We start from the raw sequence: 17,820 nt of genomic DNA, 5'->3' as shown, positions 1-17,820 counted from the left end.
TAAGGATGCCTTATGAAACTGGATATTTTGATTAAAAACGGTTTGGTTGCCGACGTAGAGAGCGGAACCTTTTCTAACCGCAGCATCGGGGTACGGGCAAACAGGATAGTCAGTCTGGCTGACTGCGATGAAACCGATGTGGAAACGGTGATTGACGCAAACGGCGCGCTGGTGCTGCCGGGGCTGATTGACTTTCATGCGCACGTTTTTCACGGCGGCGCGCCGATTAGTGTCAATCCGGACGTAGTTTGCCTTCCTAACGGCGTCACCGGCATCGTTGACGCCGGAAGCAGCGGCTGGGCGAACTACCCCTCGTTTTTTAACTCGGTGATTACGCCTTCGACGGTGAAAATCAAGAGCTATCTAAACGTAGTGAACGTGGGGCTCTCCACGCTGGGCGGCGGCCCAACCGGGTATTTGGAAAATACTAACCCTGCCAACTACAACGTGGAAAGGATCAAAGCGACGTTTGAGCGCTATAGCGAAAACCTGCTGGGCCTTAAGCTGCGCTACAGTCAGGACATCGCTAAAAACCGGAACTACAGCGCCGATCCGTTTCTTGCCACGCGGGCGCTGGCTGATGCGCTGAACGTCTCTTTGTGCGTACACGTGACCGATTCGCTGATGAGCGCCGACGAGCTGGTCGGCCACTTCAGGGAAGGGGACGTTTATGCCCACTGCTTCCACGGCACCGGCCATACGATACTGGACGACTCGGGCAAGCTGTATGATTCGGTCAAAGCCGCCAAGGCGCGGGGCGTTATTTTCGACTGTTCCAACGGCGTGGCCCACTTTGACTTTAAGGTGGCCAGAGCGGCGATGGAAGACGGCTTTCTGCCCGACGTGATAAGCACGGACTTAACGACCAGAAACAGCCTGAGAACCAATAAGGTCTACAGCCTGCCGTTCATCATGTCGAAGTACTACAACATGGGAATGCCCCTGATTGACGTTATTCGGGCTGTGACCCAGACGCCGGCCCGATTGATGAAGATGGCCGGAGAAATCGGCACGCTGAAGCCGGGCGCCTTTGCGGATATTTCCATTATGAAGGTTCGTCATGAAAATATCGTTTTTGAAGATACGGTCGGAGAAACCATGAAAGGGGATAAGTATTTCGACAACTGCGCGACCGTGTGCAACGGCCAAATAGTTTATCGGAGATTTAGCTTCTAATTTCTTTATTGTGCCGCAGGTAAAACTGCGGCTTTTTTATGGCTTCCCCGATTCTTTATCCCCGCTCATCACACTTTTACACGCTGCCGACGCAGGCGGGATCGTGGGGATGATACTATCTGGTCGAGTTAAAGTTGATGGATAAACGTTGGACTGGCCATGGGTAAAAATGAAATTGTCATATTCTCGGTTTCTCTGAGGATCACGCAGCGCATTTCTACGCTGCTTGCCGAGAGAAAGCTTCAGATCCCGGTTTATGAGCTCAATTATTTTGACGTTCTTGATAAAGCGAATGAGTTAATAAAAAACGGCACCAAAATAATCATCAGCCGGGGCGGAACGGCCGATCTCCTGAGAAACAACGTCAGTATCCCCATCGTCGAGATATCGCATAATTTTTATGGCATCTACCGGACGCTTAAAGAGGCGAGGGAGAAGTCCCATAAGATCGCAGCCGTCGGCTTTCCGAGGTTTTGCGACATGCTTAAGCACTATCAGAGCCTGACGAACGAGGAGTTTAAAATATGTCAGGTGTATAACCACGCCGACATTGAAAACGTTATCAGGCAGCTGTCGGAAGAGAACTATCGGCTGGTTATCGGCGGGCTTACCGTAGCGGAGAAGGCGAAAAAGTACGGCCTCGGCGTCGTGATGGGGGATACGGATAATATCTCTATCGAGCAGGCGCTTAACGAGGCCTTCAGCTTTCTGAAATACATTCGGGAAGAAAACGAGAAGCTGCTGATTTCCAACGCGGCGCTGAACCAGACTCGCGAAGGCATTTTATGTATTGATGAGTCGGGAGAAATTAAGCGAATCAACGCCAAGGGCGTCGATATTTTTAAGTGTAATGCTGGCGAAAACATATTTAGAAAACCTCATTTTGAGCCAATTCATAACAGCATCATCAATGAGGTTGAGCTTAAGGATCACCCCGTTGAAATTCACGGTGAAACCGTATTTTTAAACCTCAGGCACGTTAAGAACAGGCAGAACTTCTACACCATTTTATCGGGCAACCGCTCGGACAGCGCTTTCATACTTAACGGTAAAGCGGGCGGAAAGCTGTCGCCGAAAAGCTTTTTGGTGAAGTACGGCTTTTCTGACATCGTTGGCTCGTCAAAGCCCTTGATGCACGCCGTCGACCTGGCGAAGACCTATGCGAAATTTGATTTCCCCGTGCACATCTATGGCGAAACGGGGACCGGCAAGGAGCTGTTCGCCCAGAGCATACACGGTGAAAGCGCGCGCAAAAATGAGCCGTTTATTGCGATAAACTGTGCGGCGCTGCCGGAAAGCATTCTGGAAAGCGAACTGTTTGGCTACGTTGACGGCGCCTTTACCAGCGCGCGTAAGGGGGGAAAGGTCGGCATTTTCGAGCTTGCCCGCAACGGCACGGTGTTTATCGATGAAATCAGCGAAGCGCCGCTGTCCGTCCAGATTAAGCTTCTGCGCGTACTGCAAGAAAAGTCGTTTACGCGATTGGGCGGTGAGTCGCTAATCAGCACTGACTTCAGGCTCATTACGGCCAGCAATAAGGACCTGTCGCCGCTGGTTGTGAGCGGGGCGTTCAGGGAGGACCTCTTTTACCGAATCAACATACTTAATCTCAATCTGCCGGGCCTCTGCGAAAGGCGTGACGACGTGATGGCGATTATCTACGCGCTGTTGGCGCAAAGCGGCCGAGAGCTCTCCTTTACCGACGCCGCGATTGTCTGCCTTAAAGAATACGCCTGGCCGGGCAACGTTCGCGAGCTTCAGGCGGTTGTCTATCGGCTGCTGGTTCTGGCGGAGCGAGACGTTGTCGACCGTGAGGATCTGTACCGCTATGGGAAGATGGCGCGTTCAGACGCCTCTGCATCAGCTTCTCTTGCGATTGATGCGGATGCCACCGACTTGCTCAGGAAGAACGAGCAGCACCTTATCAGGGAGGTTATGGCGTTAACGGCGGGGGACAGAGTAAAGGCATCAGCGATTTTAGGCATTAGTCCTTCTACGCTGTGGAGAAAGACAAAGGAGCTGGAGTAGCAAAAGTAGCGGCACCCGATTGGGCGCCGCTAAGGTTAATAGGAAAGGTGGAAATTAGAAGCTGTACTTCATCCCCAGAGTGGCGGAGGTGTCGCTGTAGCCGGCGTCGCCGAGCTGCTGGCCCACGTTCCCCCACACCGTGAAGCGCGGAGACATCATGCCTTCAACGCCGAGCTTAATCTCCCCGACGTTTTTAGCGCCTTTTTGCTCGTCGCGCGTTTCGTTCATTTTGACCGTCGCGTTGCGGGTGTTGTGCAGCCAGTTTGCTTCAATAAACGGCTGGAATTCTCTGCCCTTACCGTTATCCTGCTCGCTGTGGCCCATCATGGAAGCGCGAAGGCCCAGGCGCGTCATCACGTTGCCCGCCGAGTCGTCCTGTACTCGCGTTCCGTTGCTTTCGGTATGGTCATCCGCTTTAACGTCCATCCAGATAACCTGGGCTTTGGGCTGCAGCCAGTAGCTGGCGTTTTGGGTCTGCCCCAGCTTGAAGGTATATCCGCTTTCTACCGAAGCCGTGACGCCCTTGGAAGAATACTTCTCGGCAGACAGCCCTTCGCCCTCTACGCGGTTATCGAACCAGTTATAGAGTGCCCAGGTGTCGACGTACAGACCTGACTTGTCTTCTGCATTGGCATACCAAGTGCCGTACAGACCCGCGCTGTAGCCGGTGCTGTGGCCGCGAGAGGTGTGGTCGGTCACGTCAGAGTGGGTCTTGCTGCGATTGTTGGCATAGCCGCCCATAACGCCCAGGTGCCAGCGGTCAAGCCCGTTTCGGCTCCACTGAGCAACGTCGCCGCCGAGCTGTGCGACGTAGCGGTTGCTGGTGGTTTTTAGCTGCTCGCTGCCGTCTTTAAAGCCGTTGTGGCCGCCGACGTGGCGCATCCACAGGCTGGTGACTTTCTTTTCGCCGGTCAGGGCATCGGTATACTGAGTTTCGCCCAGACGGTCATGCAATCGGGTGATAAACAGGGTATTGGCCGCCGCGTTGTTGGCCAGATAGCTGCCTGCTTCCGGGCGATAAACGTGCTGGTCGTCATCGCTGGGAGTTGGCGTGGGAGTCGGTGTCGGATCCGGATCGGGCGTAGGCTCTGGCGCCGGTGAATAAGTGCTGGTCAGGTACCAGTTCTTATCGTTGGTGCTCGATCCCTTTTCGAGACGGTATTCGTAAGCGCCGGCGACAATACGCCCCTGCTGCGTAAAGGTAGCGTCGGAGTTACCCGCAATGCTGATTAACTCAATCCCTTCCAGCGTTTGAGTGCCGAGGCCGCCTGCGTTTTTAACGGCGACGAAGGCCGTACCGGAGGCGTTGCCCGTAACGTTCAGTTTGTCCGTCAGAGAGGCGTCTTCGTTTAGTTCGGTATTAAAGACGATCGTTCCTCCGTTACCGACAAAGTCGCTTACGCTAAGCGTTACTGGAGTAAAGCTTCCCGCTCCGGCGTATTCCCGCTGGAACGTCAGGGTACCGGCAAGGTTAAGCGAGGAGAGGGTCTGGTCGAATCCGTTAAGATCGAGCGTTCCTGCCGTTTGAACGTTAAAGACGGACGCGCTGCTGAACGCCGTGTTTGAACCCGCTTGAAGCGTACCGTCATAAACGGTGGTGCTTCCGGTATACTGATGAGTTCCCGTTAGTCTGGTTACGCTGTTTGCGCCGCGATGCTCCAGGCTGCCGTTCCCCCTGGTGTTAGAGGCGAACTCATAGTCACCGTCGGTGTGGTTAAAGTTGATAACGCCCTTTTGGCCGATAATGATATTTTCCGCGTTAAGCGTACCCGCCTGAACGGCAGACTGACCCGCAGCGGCGCCGATATTGAGTATGCCGGTGCTGATATTGTTGTAGCCAAATCCCATGCTCGCCGTACCCGCAGCGGCGTTGACGTTAACGACGCCGCCGTTGTTGATGGTCAGCGTACCTACTGAATCGGCGCCGGCCAGGTTGGATCCCACAAAAATGAGACGTCCGACGGTGAGCTCAGAATTCTGTCCGCTGACTACGACGTGCCCCTCTGAACCATTCTCAAAGGCGATCAGCATCTGGCCTGCCGTACCGACGGTAACCTTACCGGCGTTGGTGACGTTGAGCCTGCCTATGCCCTGCGCGCCGATGGTCATTGAGCGAAGCACTTCTACATGGCCACCGGTGCTGACGTTGACGATGCCCGTACTGTTTTGAAGATAGCCAGCTTCCAGGGTGTCTTCAGAATAGAGGTAACCGCCGTTCTCAACCGTGAGTTCCCCCTGGCCGCCGGAAGTGCCCAGACGGATACTCGGCATGAGGACGTTATTGTTTCTATCATTGGCGTCGACTAGCGTTAAAGACGATCCTGCGCCGCTGATGGTCAGCGAGCCCGTAGAACCTGATCCAGCGCCGATATAGCCGCTAAATCCGCTGACTGCGCGGCCTCCGCTGATGGTTAGCGAGCCGCTGTTGGTTGCTGAAGGTGCGGAAACATCGGCGCCAATGATAATGCGATAAAGGTGGTCCCAATCGCCCGTTGCGTTTGTCGTTGCGTCAAGAGTCACGTTTTCACTGTTGTTAATCGTGAGATCGTCTTGGGCCGCAGGAGAATAATCAGCCAAAGCAATAGAAGGGAGCGTTCCTAGAAGTATTGAAATAGAGAGTGCGATGGTAGAAATGCGAATTTTATCTTTATCCATGACAAAGCGTTCCTTGTATATGTTCACTCTTAAAATAAAAGAGGGGATAATAATTCCGGTTTTCTTATATGTCTGGCATGGCTGTAATACAGAGCGCTCAGCCGTTACCGGTTTAGCCTTCTGCTATGCCATACGTAGTCATTTATAGGGTTTTTTAGGCATTAACTTAAATTTAATAAGCTAATGCTCGTTCGATGATGCTACCAATATTTTGGCTTTGATCAACATTTTAGTTTGTCCAAATTTGTCATTTAGATTTTTAATCTAATTGTTTTGCTATTTATATCTTTTTTGTTTTTTCTATGCGTGACATATAGATTATGAGATCGAGATGCTTGGGGTATATAGAATTACTGCTTTCTTTAATATCGAATAAATATATCCATATTCGTTATTTTTTCGTAAATAAAACGGTTGTTGCTGTTTATTATTTCTTCTTTGTTAAATGTAGGTGTAATTTTTAATTATTTCTTGTTTATAAATATAGCCGGGAAATAGTATTGATTGGGAAGCGATCGAGGGGCGGCGTCTTGGATGTTCAAGGTCGTTTAAGTTTGCTGTCAGGAAGGTAGGTGGAGGGAAGGGGAATCGCTTAACCTCAGACCTCAAAAGAGGCCGAAGTTAAGCGACGTTGGGGCTTAAAGAGGCTATTCGAGGGAAACGGGGACGACGTTCTCGCTCGGGAAGCAGCCAAGCACTTTGACCGAGCGCGTAATTGGGCGCAGGTCTTCCAATGCGCCCTGCATTTCGATGGAGTTCAGGTTGGCCTGCATATCGATATAGAACATCTCCTCCCACGGATTGCCGTTGATGGGGCGAGATTCCAGCTTGGTCATCACGATATTGTGCTTACGCAGCACCAGCAGCGCCTCGACCAGCGCACCAGACTGCTGGCCGGTCGCCATGATTAGAGTGGTCTTGGCCGGTATTTGCGCGGCGACCTCAATGGGCTTACGGGCAACGACGATAAAGCGGGTGATGTTTTCTTTTTGGTTAGCCCGTATGTGTTCCAATACCTGAAGTTGGTACAGCGCGCCCCCTGGCTCGCTGCCGACGGCGACCGCGTGCGGCGACTTGAGGCTTGCGACTTTTTCCATGGCGGCAGAGGTGCTCTCGCAGTATTCGATTTTCCAATCGGGGAAGCCGCTCAGGTACTGGGTGCACTGCTGGAAAGGCTGCGGGTGACTGTAGAGGGTGGTGACTTGATCGAGCGTCGTCTCTACCGCGCTGAGCAGGCAGTGGTTAATCGGGTTGGTCAGTTCGCCGACGATAAACAGGCTGGTGGACTGCAGGAGATCGTAGACTTCATTAATCGATCCTGAGCTGGTGTTTTCGATAGGCAGCACGCCGTAGTCTGCCTGGCCGGTTTCAACCAGCTTAAAGATGTCGTCGAATCGGCTGCATCCGCATTCGACGAGGCCGTCAAAGTAGCGGGCGGCGTATTGGCGAGCGGCCAGATGCGAGTAGGAGCCCTTGGGGCCGAGAAAGGCAATTCTGGCGGTGCTGAGCTTGTCCTGATTGATAAACTGCTGCAGGAGCGCCTGCTGCGTCAGTACGGAGTCTTCAATGATCAGCTGAAATACGCGGGTAATGTAGTGCCCGTCCAGGCTGTGCTTTTTGCCTTCTTCAACCAGGCGGCCAAGCAGCGCGCGCTCGCGTTCCTTATCACGGATCGGTAGATGGGTGGCCTGTTTGGTGCGGGCTACGTCCAGCGCCAGGCTGCGGCGCTGCGCCAGCAGTTCCAGCAGTTGCAGGTCAAGCGCGGTAATGCGTTCTCTGAGTCCAAGCAGTGGGTTTTCGTTCATAACGTTGTGTCACCTGTTTTTATACCCGTCATACTTCAAGTTGCCTGTGCGTTGGCTGCGCTCGTTCACCCCAGTCACTTACTTATGTAAGCTCCTGGGGATTCACTCCCTTGCCGCCTTCATGCAACTCGAATTATTTAGGGTATATGTTCTGTAGTAATAAAAAGCGTCCAATAAAAAAGCCTCCCTTTTGGGAGGCTTCAGTGTTCGTCTTCGCTTTCTTTCTGCTCGCTTTGGAGCTACGGACGAAACGCCTCCCAGTCAGGGGTGGCTAAAAAAGAAAGCGAAGAAAAACGGCACGGATCTCATTGCGTTGGAAATATCCTGAATAAAAAGATGCCCTAACTTAACCGGCACCTTTCCGCTCTGTCAACCGATATTGTTCATCGGCGAAGTAAAAGGCCCAAATGCAGGGAAGGCGAAGGCGTTATGGCCTACCGGAATGAAAAACGCGCCCCGGAGGGCGCGTAAAATAAAAAAGAGAAATCAAATCAATCTTCTTGCAGCTGCTGCAGATTCGCTTCCTTTACGCTGCCGTCGGCGCGGCGGGCTTCCGCCTTGTGCTGCACTTTGTTGAGCTGGCGTTCAAGCTTTAACAGCAGCTCGTTGATAGCAGCATACATGTCTTCATGTTTGGCGCTGGCGACCAGTGGGCCGTTCGGCGTTGTTATCGTCGCATCGGCAACGAACACTTTAGGTTCTTTAGAAAGTACGATATGGGGATTAATTAACTGAACCTGCCATTTCTCCAGCTTTTTGAGACGGTCTTCGACGTGAGTGCGAATTGCCGGGGTAATATCCATTTGTTTGCTAGTAATATTTACTGTCATATAACTTACCTCTTTATCAGTCAACTGCCGTCAAATTCAATTTTAGAATACCGCTCCGGGCAAACAATTATGTGATCGAAATCAATTTTTCCTTTGCCCTGAAGTAAAGATGGCAGAAGTGTGATAACCGTAGTGGTTTGCGACTTTCTGCTTGAGTAATCAGTATAGCTCAAGCAATATTATCAGTTGTGTCGACCTTACAAATCTGTACAAAAGAACACCAATTCCCCTTTTTTTAATCAATTATTTTTTATCTTCCGCAATGTTCCACTTCATTTGAGCGCCTGCGGCTGCGCCTTTTTGGCACCTTGACCCAAACGAAAATTCGTCGAATAATGACCTTCTGACTCGGGGTGCTTCGCTTAACGCGCGGCTGAGATATCACCCGTATTACCTGATCTGGATTATGCCAGCGTAGGGAAGTCACCGTTTCCCAACGGACCTGTCTTCTTCTCGCCGGTTGGGAGCCTTATGACCTCATCTGACCCTGTTATTTTTTCCGGCGCGATTGCCGCCGATTCTCTTTCCCTGCTGCGTAAGAAAGCGCCGCTCATACACTGCCTGACCAATCAGGTAGTGCAGAACTTTACCGCCAACGTTTTGCTGGCGCTCGGCGCTTCCCCTGCGATGGTCGTTTCCCGGCAGGAGGTCGCTGAATTTGCCGCCATTGCCGACGCGCTATTGGTTAACGTAGGGACGCTGCATGACGAACAGAAAGACGCCATTACGCTGGCGGTCGCCTCGGCCAATCGAGCCGGCGTTCCCTGGGTGCTCGATCCGGTTGCCGTCGGGGGTCTGCGCTACCGCACGGCGTTTTGCCGGGAGCTGATAGCGCAAGGGCCTGCCGTTATTCGCGGCAACGCCTCTGAAATCATGGCTCTGACGGGAAGCGCCGCCCGTGGGAGGGGAGTCGACAGCGCTGATGCGTCCTTCGCCGCGCTGCCTTCGGCGAAAGCGCTGGCGCAGGAGACGGGAGCGGTGGTGGCCGTAACCGGCGACGTTGATTATATCACCGACGGGCATTTGACCTACTCTGTACCCTACGGCTCCCCGATGATGACCCGCGTGGTCGGCACCGGCTGCGCGCTGTCCGCCGCGGTGGCGGCGTTTATCGCCGCAAGCAAAGAGCGGCGACTGGAACGGGCGGCATCTGCCTGCATGGTGATGGCCGCCTGCGGCGGCATTGCGGCGGCTGAGGTCGATGGGCCGGGCAGCTTTACGCCGCGCTTTCTGGATTTGCTTTATCAGCTTAGGCCACAGCGGCTAGAGGAGATGACGGTATGAGAATTAACGCACTGACCATTGCCGGTACCGATCCGAGCGGCGGGGCGGGCATTCAGGCGGATTTGAAGGCCTTTTCAGCGCTGGAGGCCTATGGCGCCAGCGTAATGACGGCCCTGGTGGCGCAGAATACGCGGGGCGTGCAGTCCGTCTACCGCATTGAGCCGTCGTTTGTCTCCGCCCAGCTGAGCTCCGTGCTGGACGACGTCAGAATTGATACCGCCAAGATAGGCATGCTGGCGGAGTCTGACATTGTGCATACCGTCGCCGACGCGCTGGAACGCTACGATATCCCCTTTGTTGTGCTGGATACCGTGATGGTTGCCAAGAGCGGCGATCCGCTGCTGGCGCCGGAAGCGGTGGAGGCCATTCGTCGGCGCCTGCTGCCGATAGTGTCTCTGATTACGCCAAACTTGCCGGAGGCCGCCGCGCTGCTTGAATGCGCACAGGCCGCAAGCGAGCGTGAAATGCTGGAGCAGGGAGAAGCGCTGCTGGCCATGGGGTGTAAAGCAGTGCTGATGAAAGGCGGGCACCTGAGTGAATCCGAAAGCCCGGACTGGCTGATAACGCCGCAGGGAAGCCAACGTTTTACCGCGCCGAGGGTAGCGACTCGCCACACTCACGGCACTGGCTGTACGCTGTCGGCCGCGTTGGCGGCATTACGTCCTCGCTGTGACGACTGGCCGCAGGCGGTCGAAGCGGCGAAGGCCTATTTGCAGGGCGCGCTTGTGGCGGCGGATTCGCTGGAGGTTGGCGGCGGCATTGGGCCGGTTCATCACTTTTATCGCTGGTGGTGAACGTTGAATGAAGGTCGGGCGCTAAGGCGCCCGATGCTTTTTCTAACGAGATATGAAGGCCGTCAGGCCTGAGCCTCTTTTTCCACTGGCGCGCTTTGACGCAGCGCCTTATCGCAGTTGCTCATCGCCCATGCGGTATCCAGCATGCGGTTGGCGAATCCCCATTCGTTGTCGCACCACACCAGCATTTTCACCAGGTGCTGGCCGCTGACGCGGGTTTGGGTTCCGTCGACGATGGCGCTGTGCGGATCGTGGTTGAAATCGGTAGAAACCAGCGGCAGCTCGGTATAGTCAACGATGCCGTTAAGCGCATTGTTGGCGGCGTGCTCCAGCAGGCGGTTAACGTCGCCGACGTTGACCGGCACTTCCAACGTGACGCTCAGGTCGATGGCGGTGACGTTAACGGTAGGAACACGCACCGAAATCGCCTCGAAGCGATCGCAAAACTTGGGGAAAATGCGGGTGATGCCCGCCGCCAGCTTGGTATCCACCGGGATAATCGACTGCCCGGCAGCGCGGGTGCGGCGCAGATCCTTGTGGTAGGCGTCAATTACCGGCTGGTCGTTCATGGCGGCGTGGATAGTGGTCACCGTACCCGAACGGATTTCGAAAGCGTCGTCCAGCAGCTTGATGACGGGAATAATGCAGTTGGTCGTGCAGGAGGCGTTGGATACGATGCGGTGCTCCGCGCGAAGAATAGCGTGGTTGACGCCGTAGACAATCGTTGCGTCGAGGTCGTTGCCGCCGGGGTGTGAAAACAGCACCTTTTTGGCGCCGGCCGCAATGTGGGCTTCGCCGTCGGCCCGGCTGCCAAATACGCCGCTGCAGTCCAGCACGATGTCGACGTTAAGGGACTTCCACGGCAGATTGGCGATCTCTTTTTGATGAAACAGCTGGATGGCGTCATCGTCAATCCACAGCATCTTCCCTTCCTGGCGGACGTTCCGGGCGAAGCGACCGTGGGTTGAGTCATATTTCAGCAGGTGAGCCATTCCCTTAGGCTCGGCCAGTTCATTAATGGCGACGACGCTGATATCCCTATTCCGGCCGGATTCGTAAAGCGCACGCAAAACGCTGCGGCCAATGCGGCCAAAGCCGTTAATGGCGATTCGAAGGGTCATGTTATTCCTTATAGGTACTTGGGGCCGTTCAGCCCTGTTGTCATGCCGGATTGGCAGAATAACACAATGGAGTAAGGGAAAAAGCCTTCCGAAAGGCGTTTAATAGTAAAAGATCATGCGCAAATGTTGACGGCGATGTAGCGTTGGATGAACAGAATGTGCTTTTTTCAACGCGTTTTCGAACTTAATTTGCCGTCGCCTCCGATTATTGCTTCATAATCAGCGCCGCTTTAGATAGCGCTTTTTGTTCTTTACATGTAGTAAACGTCATGAATACAAACCTCTTTACCGCCCGCTGGAGCCGCTCCGGCAACCTGCTGTGCCACGGCGAGTGGCAAATTACCTATAACGGAATCCCCATCCTCCTCCCTGAACGCCTGCGTGACAAAGACATGGGCACCTACGGCATATATGACATCATGGATCCCGATAACGAGCTGTTTGCCGACGGCCTGAAGGAAGACGACTGGATCTTAGCTAATCTGGAGTGGCTGGCGGATTTTTTCACCGAGAACGACATTCCCATTGAAGAACCGCTTATTCGTCAATTTTATCAGGCAATTAACCGACAGGACTGGCGCTGCACCAGCTGTGCGGGATGCATGTAGCCGGTTAATCACGCATAAAAAACAGGGTTGAATCGAAACAAATGGATTCATATAGTTACACTTGTAAATTAATTGCGAGGGAGAAGCCGTATGAAGTGGATGCTATGTGCCGTCGTGCTGCCGCTGGTTGGATGTGGAACGTATCAAAGCGGATGCGACGTCAGGGAGCCTTTGCCTATTTACAAACGCGACGCCGATACGGGAGAGTACAGGCGCGATCGGCGAATGGAGCGGGTTCGGGAGCAGGGAATGCGAGACGGTTCGACGGACGGCGGCGCGATGGGGTGTCGATAGCGCTGGCTACCGCTCAAAAAGCGCGGTAGAGAGTTCGGCAACGTAAATTCCTTCCTGTGAATAGGCAGTTACGCAATGGCCGCGCATGTGATAGAACGCGGCGGTCAGATTTTTATCGGCGACAGCAGTAAGGGTTAGGTTATCCCGTTTCTTCATTGACTGGGCAGGCTTGATATCCATAAAGGAAGCAGCGCACGGCCTGGCGCACGTGGAGGTCGATCTCTTCTTCCGACGGCACGGGCACGCCGAACAGCGCGTCCTGCATCAGATTACACTTAATCAGGTTGATCAGGTGGTCGCAGGCCAGATGAGGGTCGGTTTGAATCAGCTCGCCGCGGTCCATGTAGCCTTTCAGAAACGTTTCCAGATAGCGTGAAACGCGGCCCGGGCCTTGGGTAATAAAGAATTCGCCCAGCTCTTTGTCGTGAAAAGACTCCGTCAGCAGCAGGCGATAGGTATTGACCATGCAGGGCTGAAGGATGGTGCTTAGAAAGTTGCAGCCAAGCTGCACCAGCTGCTGTTCCAGCGTTTTGTCATCATCGTGACGAAAGTTGAAAACGGCGGCGACGTGCTCAATGCTTAGGCCGATAACGGCGGTCAGCAGGCCGCGCTTGTCGCCAAAATAGCTGTAAATAGTCTGCTTGGAACCGCCGCAGCGCTCAATAATCTGATCCAGGTTGGTTTGGGTATATCCTTGCTCAAGAAAAAGATCGCTGGCGGCCTTAATAATTTTTTGCTGTTTTAGCTTTGTCGATGGGCGCATGTAAATACCTCGCGAATGTCGTGTCATTAGAACAGCATTCGTTCTGCTATGCAATTCCCCTTAGTTTATTGATTAATAAAAACTAAATTCGAAAAATAGCGCGTTATCGGCCGTTTTACGTACTTATTAGTACGAATTTTGCGCGGGGCGGCCTTTTAACTTTGCCAGGTACTGATGCTGGAAAATGCACATACGAATGGCGTCACGATACTCTCCGTTAATAAAAAACTCGTGCTTTAACGTGCCTTCGATTTCAAAGCCCAGCTTGGCGTAAATGTGGATGGCTTTTCCATTTTCCCTGTCGACTATCAGATACAGCTTATACAGGTTGAGCACCGAGAAGGCGTAGTCCATCGCCGAGCGGGCGGCCGCGCTGGCGTAGCCTTGGCCTTGAAATGCCGGATCGATAATTATCTGGAATTCCGCCCGGCGGTGAACGTGGGTGATTTCCACCAGCTCAACCAGCCCGACGCGCTGGCCTGCGGCTTCAATGATAAAGCGGCGCTCGCTCTGATCGTGAATGTGCTTGTCGTACAGGTCCGACAGCTCGACGAAGGCTTCATACGGCTCTTCGAACCAGTAGCGCATGATGCTGGCATTATTATCCAACTGGTGGACAAACCTTAAATCTTCGCGCTCAAGAGGGCGCAGGGTAACGAGGGGACTGTGGCCCGACATGGGAACTCCATAGGAATATAATCGCATTGTTAAAAACGAGCGCGCGGGGCGCCCGTTAACTAGCTTAGTCGGGTTTTTGGTGGGAGGGCAAGGGGCGTTTGTAGGAATGCGGCCAAGAAAATCGGCCGCCTTGTGCTATTTAAAGCTGATATCCCTGAGCCGACAGCGCCTCTCCATCCATCCAAACCTTGCCGTTGCGCATGGCGAGCCGCCCGTCGACAAACCAGCTTACCACCAGCGGATAGATGCGATGCTCCTGCGCCTGAACGCGCTTGGCGAGCGTCTCTTCCGTGTCGTTTTCAAGCACCGGAACGGCGGCCTGAAGAACGACGGGGCCGCCGTCGAGCTCTTCGGTGACGAAGTGGATGGTCGCGCCGTGCTCGGCGTCGCCGTTTTCCAGCGCTCTCTGGTGGGTGTGCAGGCCGGGATATTTCGGCAGCAGGGAAGGGTGGATGTTGAGTAGCCTGCCCGCATAGCGGTTGACGAATGCCGGGCTCAGGATGCGCATGTAGCCTGCCAGCACCACGAGGTCCGGGCGATAGGCGTCGACGGCGTCCGCCAGCGCGGCGTCGTAGGCGGCGCGGTCGGCAAACCCGCCGGGTTCGACCACTTCGGTAGCGATCCCGGCCTGGCGCGCGCGCGTCAGCCCATAGGCGTCGGCGACGTTGCTGAAGACCGCGCAAATGCGGCCGTTAATTTCGCTGCGGGCGCAGGCGTCAATCAGCGCCTGAAGGTTGGATCCGCTGCCGGAAATTAAAACGACGATCCGTTTCATCAGCGGATCACCACGCGCTCATCGCTGTTGGACGCCTGAATTTTGCCAATTTTCCAAGCGGTTTCTCCGGACGCGTTCAGGCGGGCAACGGCGTCGTCGGCAAGCTCCGGCGACAGCGCGATAATCATGCCTACGCCGCAGTTAAAGGTGCGGTACATTTCGCGGCGCTCGACGTTGCCCGCTTTCGCCAGCCAGTCAAAGACCGCAGGCCAGCGCCAGCTGGCTTCATCAATCACGGCCTGCGTTCCTGCGGGCAGAACGCGGGGAATGTTTTCCCAGAAGCCGCCGCCGGTAATGTGGGCGATGGCTTTAGCGTCGACGTGCTCAAGCAAAGACAGGATGGACTTGACGTAAATACGGGTGGGCGCCAGCAGGCTGTCGGCCAGCGGTTTGCCTTCAAGCGTCGCGACCTGAGGGTCGGTTTTGCTGACTTCAAGAATCTTGCGAACCAGCGAATAGCCGTTGGAGTGCGGGCCGCTGGAGGCCAGCGCAATCAGCGCGTCGCCTTCACAAACTCGGCTGCCGTCGATAATTTCGGACTTCTCGACGACGCCGACGCAAAAACCGGCGACGTCGTAGTCTTCACCGTGGTACATGCCGGGCATCTCCGCCGTTTCGCCGCCTACCAGCGCGCAACCGGACTGCTTACAGCCTTCGGCGATGCCGGTAATGACGCGGGCTGCGGTATCGACGTCTAACTTGCCGGTTGCAAAGTAGTCCAGGAAAAACAGCGGTTCAGCGCCTTGAACAATTAAGTCGTTGACGCACATGGCTACCAGGTCGATCCCGATCGTGTCATGGCGCTTAAGGTCCATCGCCAGGCGAAGCTTGGTGCCGACGCCGTCGGTGCCGGAAACCAGCACGGGTTCACGGTACTTCTTAGGCAGAGCGCACAGCGCGCCGAATCCACCGAGGCCGCCCATCACTTCTGGACGGCGGGTTTCTTTGACGACGCCTTTAATACGATCGACTAATGCATTGCCGGCATCGATGTCCACGCCGGCGTCTTTGTAACTTAAGGAAGTTTTCTCAGTCACTTCGGGATCCCCTGGAAGGTATCTGTAGGCTATACATTGGTAAATAATGTTTCGCAAAGCGGCGCTATTCTATCAGGGAAAGCAATCGTTTGCTCCTGTTATTTGGGCTAGCAAATCAGGCCAAGGCGCCGGGTCTGGCGGGCGCTTTTCCGTGTGGCCATTTAGTAATCAGTATTTCATTATTCGAGCAAGCTGTAACCGTTTATGATCTTAATCATGCATTTGACGATCTCTTGCCCGTCGTTATGAGGTATAATTTACCGATTTTTTTGAGAACGACGTGCGCCATCCGCAGCAGGGGAGAAAATAAAAATGAAGATCGTAGTAGTTAGCCATCCGTTAGTTAAGCACAAGCTGGGCCTGATGCGTGAAGAAGACATCAGTACCAAGCGCTTTCGTGAACTGGCGTCAGAAGTTGGCAGCCTGCTGACCTATGAGGCAACTGCAGATTTAGAAACCGAAAAAGTGACTATCAACGGCTGGAACGGTCCGGTTGAAATCGATCAGATTAAAGGCAAAAAGATAACCGTCGTTCCTATCCTGCGTGCGGGCCTGGGCATGATGGAGGGCGTTTTGGAGCACGTGCCTAGCGCGCGCATCAGCGTCGTCGGCGTATATCGCGATGAAGAAACGCTTAAGCCGGTGCCTTATTTCCAGAAGCTGGTTTCCAACATTGAAGAGCGCATGGCGCTGGTGGTTGACCCGATGCTGGCGACCGGCGGCTCTATGATTGCAACGATTGATCTGCTGAAGAAGGCGGGCTGTCACTCTATTAAGGTACTGGTGCTGGTTGCCGCGCCGGAAGGCGTTGCGGCGCTGGAAGCGGCGCATCCTGACGTAGAGCTGTATACCGCCTCTATCGATCAGGGCCTGAACGACAAAGGCTATATCATTCCGGGTCTTGGCGACGCCGGCGACAAGATCTTCGGTACCAAGTAATACGGGTAGCGGTTTTTTAAGCCGCAGCCTCCTTTCGACAGGGACGTGCTTACGGCGTCAACGTTAGGGTTGGCGCCTAATCAGGCTTGACAGATAAGGGGTTTCGAATGTCTCGATATCACAGTTTTTTAGCCGCAGCTCTGACGCTGGCGCTTGCCGCGCCGGTATGGAGTAAAGAAGCGCCGACCAGCAACGCCAACAGCAACGTTAACAGCCGTGAAGTGGCGAGCGCGCTGGGCGGCATCACCAATAAAACCTTTTCTTTGCAAGAAGCGCCGGTGTTGAAAGTGGCGTCGTTTAACATCGCTGCCGGTAAGGTGAGCAAGATGTCCGACATCGCCGTCGCCATCCGTGCGATGAACGTCGACATCGTTGCGCTTCAGGAAGTGGACAAGCTGACGGCGCGCAGCGGCAAGGTCGATCAGCTGGCCGAGCTGATGAAGCTGACCGGGATGTACGGCGCGTTTGGCCGTGCAATTGACTTTGACGGCGGTGAATACGGACTGGCCTATTTGTCAAAGTATCCTATTAAGGATACGGTGATTTACCCACTGCCTTCCGGCCAGCGCGAACAGCGGATCGCCTTTGTGGCGAAGGTTGAGGTGCCGCACTTCGCCGCGCCGATAACCGTGGTGAACGCCCATCTGGACACCAAAGAAGATCCCGCGATGCGTTTGGATCAGGTGCGCGAGCTTAACGATCGCACTATTGAGATCCGAGGCATCAAGCTTTTGTTCGGCGATATGAACGACGTTCCCGGAAGCGTAACCTGGCGTGAGCTTGGTCGTTACTGGAACGACATTCAGCCGGCGGATAAAGACGGCCGCAGCTGGCCTGCGGAAAACGCCGAGATAAAAGTCGACTATATTTTTACCGGCAACGCACAGCGTTGGCATCTGGACAACGTTACCATCCCGAATGCGAACGGTGAATGGGCCGGCGTTAACTGGCCTTCGGTAAGCGATCACCTGCCTATCGTGGCAGAGCTCAGGATGACTGAGCAATAAGGCACTGAGATATGGGCGATACGATC

At 54.4% G+C, this 17,820-nt stretch carries 16 protein-coding genes, 1 riboswitch and 1 other annotated feature; of the genes, 8 read left to right on the top strand and 8 right to left on the bottom strand.

Features of this window, described 5'->3' with window-relative positions; translation table 11 throughout:
* Positions 1-12: 12 nt before the first annotated feature.
* Together G544_RS0107525 and G544_RS0107520 are read left to right on the top strand one after the other, a co-directional pair.
* Positions 13-1,176, top strand: coding sequence for a metallo-dependent hydrolase (locus tag G544_RS0107525; RefSeq protein ID WP_027274026.1), 1,164 nt, complete (start codon positions 13-15; stop codon positions 1,174-1,176).
* A 159-nt stretch (positions 1,177-1,335) separates the two neighbouring features.
* Entirely contained in the window at positions 1,336-3,204 is a 1,869-nt protein-coding gene (locus tag G544_RS0107520; RefSeq protein WP_027274025.1) for a sigma-54-dependent Fis family transcriptional regulator, read from the top strand.
* A gap of 54 nt (positions 3,205-3,258) precedes the next feature.
* Here G544_RS0107520 and G544_RS20155 read toward each other — a convergent pair whose 3' ends face one another.
* From G544_RS20155 to raiA, 3 genes are all read right to left on the bottom strand, one after another.
* Complete coding sequence (locus G544_RS20155; protein WP_051155625.1) at positions 3,259-5,859, bottom strand: autotransporter outer membrane beta-barrel domain-containing protein; 2,601 nt, start codon at positions 5,857-5,859, stop codon at positions 3,259-3,261.
* A gap of 647 nt (positions 5,860-6,506) precedes the next feature.
* Positions 6,507-7,664 (bottom strand): bifunctional chorismate mutase/prephenate dehydratase, encoded by a 1,158-nt coding sequence (pheA, locus tag G544_RS0107510; protein ID WP_027274024.1) that lies wholly within the window; start codon positions 7,662-7,664, stop codon positions 6,507-6,509.
* Positions 7,665-7,836: 172 nt separating this feature from the next.
* Positions 7,837-7,974 (bottom strand) — a sequence feature (Phe leader region).
* Between the two features lie 181 nt (positions 7,975-8,155).
* Positions 8,156-8,494: a ribosome-associated translation inhibitor RaiA gene (raiA, locus tag G544_RS0107505; protein ID WP_027274023.1), complete on the bottom strand. Its 339-nt coding sequence runs from the start codon at positions 8,492-8,494 to the stop codon at positions 8,156-8,158.
* A 339-nt stretch (positions 8,495-8,833) separates the two neighbouring features.
* Positions 8,834-8,932, top strand: a riboswitch (TPP riboswitch).
* A gap of 33 nt (positions 8,933-8,965) precedes the next feature.
* On the opposite strand from raiA, the gene thiM reads away from it, so the two are divergent.
* Both thiM and thiD read left to right on the top strand, forming a co-directional pair.
* Complete coding sequence (gene thiM, locus G544_RS0107500) at positions 8,966-9,778, top strand: hydroxyethylthiazole kinase (protein WP_027274022.1); 813 nt, start codon at positions 8,966-8,968, stop codon at positions 9,776-9,778.
* On the top strand, positions 9,775-10,572 hold the full coding sequence (gene thiD, locus G544_RS0107495; protein WP_027274021.1) for a bifunctional hydroxymethylpyrimidine kinase/phosphomethylpyrimidine kinase: 798 nt from the start codon (positions 9,775-9,777) through the stop codon (positions 10,570-10,572). Before thiM ends, thiD begins: the two co-directional genes overlap by 4 nt.
* A gap of 62 nt (positions 10,573-10,634) precedes the next feature.
* Here the strand turns inward: thiD and epd are convergent, their stop codons facing one another.
* Positions 10,635-11,693 carry an erythrose-4-phosphate dehydrogenase gene (gene epd / locus G544_RS20150; protein WP_051155624.1) on the bottom strand — a complete coding sequence of 353 codons (1,059 nt, stop codon included), beginning with the start codon at positions 11,691-11,693 and terminating at the stop codon, positions 10,635-10,637.
* Positions 11,694-11,962: 269 nt separating this feature from the next.
* On the opposite strand from epd, the gene G544_RS0107485 reads away from it, so the two are divergent.
* On the top strand, positions 11,963-12,301 hold the full coding sequence (locus G544_RS0107485; protein ID WP_027274020.1) for a hypothetical protein: 339 nt from the start codon (positions 11,963-11,965) through the stop codon (positions 12,299-12,301).
* Between the two features lie 90 nt (positions 12,302-12,391).
* On the top strand, positions 12,392-12,595 hold the full coding sequence (locus G544_RS0107480) for a hypothetical protein (RefSeq protein ID WP_027274019.1): 204 nt from the start codon (positions 12,392-12,394) through the stop codon (positions 12,593-12,595).
* A gap of 139 nt (positions 12,596-12,734) precedes the next feature.
* On the opposite strand, the gene G544_RS0107475 is transcribed toward G544_RS0107480, so the two are convergent.
* The 4 genes from G544_RS0107475 to purM all read right to left on the bottom strand — a co-directional run bounded on the left by G544_RS0107475 (position 12,735) and on the right by purM (position 15,848).
* Positions 12,735-13,358: a TetR/AcrR family transcriptional regulator gene (locus G544_RS0107475; protein WP_027274018.1), complete on the bottom strand. Its 624-nt coding sequence runs from the start codon at positions 13,356-13,358 to the stop codon at positions 12,735-12,737.
* Positions 13,359-13,484: 126 nt separating this feature from the next.
* Positions 13,485-14,036, bottom strand: a complete 552-nt coding sequence (gene speG, locus G544_RS0107470) for a spermidine N1-acetyltransferase (protein ID WP_027274017.1) — start codon at positions 14,034-14,036, stop codon at positions 13,485-13,487.
* A 139-nt stretch (positions 14,037-14,175) separates the two neighbouring features.
* A complete protein-coding gene (gene purN, locus G544_RS0107465) occupies positions 14,176-14,811 on the bottom strand; it encodes a phosphoribosylglycinamide formyltransferase (RefSeq protein WP_027274016.1) in 636 nt (211 codons plus the stop codon).
* Positions 14,811-15,848, bottom strand: coding sequence for a phosphoribosylformylglycinamidine cyclo-ligase (gene purM, locus G544_RS0107460; RefSeq protein WP_027274015.1), 1,038 nt, complete (start codon positions 15,846-15,848; stop codon positions 14,811-14,813). Before purM ends, purN begins: the two co-directional genes overlap by 1 nt.
* A gap of 312 nt (positions 15,849-16,160) precedes the next feature.
* On the opposite strand from purM, the gene upp reads away from it, so the two are divergent.
* Together upp and G544_RS0107450 are read left to right on the top strand one after the other, a co-directional pair.
* Positions 16,161-16,787 carry a uracil phosphoribosyltransferase gene (gene upp, locus G544_RS0107455; protein WP_027274014.1) on the top strand — a complete coding sequence of 209 codons (627 nt, stop codon included), beginning with the start codon at positions 16,161-16,163 and terminating at the stop codon, positions 16,785-16,787.
* 107 nt (positions 16,788-16,894) lie between these two features.
* Entirely contained in the window at positions 16,895-17,794 is a 900-nt protein-coding gene (locus G544_RS0107450; RefSeq protein WP_027274013.1) for an endonuclease/exonuclease/phosphatase family protein, read from the top strand.
* Positions 17,795-17,820: the final 26 nt, after the last annotated feature.

Source organism: Leminorella grimontii ATCC 33999 = DSM 5078 (assembly GCF_000439085.1).
GTDB lineage: Bacteria > Pseudomonadota > Gammaproteobacteria > Enterobacterales > Enterobacteriaceae > Leminorella > Leminorella grimontii.
The sequence above is the reverse complement of the archived record's forward strand: the minus strand, read 5'-3'. Positions and strand labels throughout refer to the sequence as shown.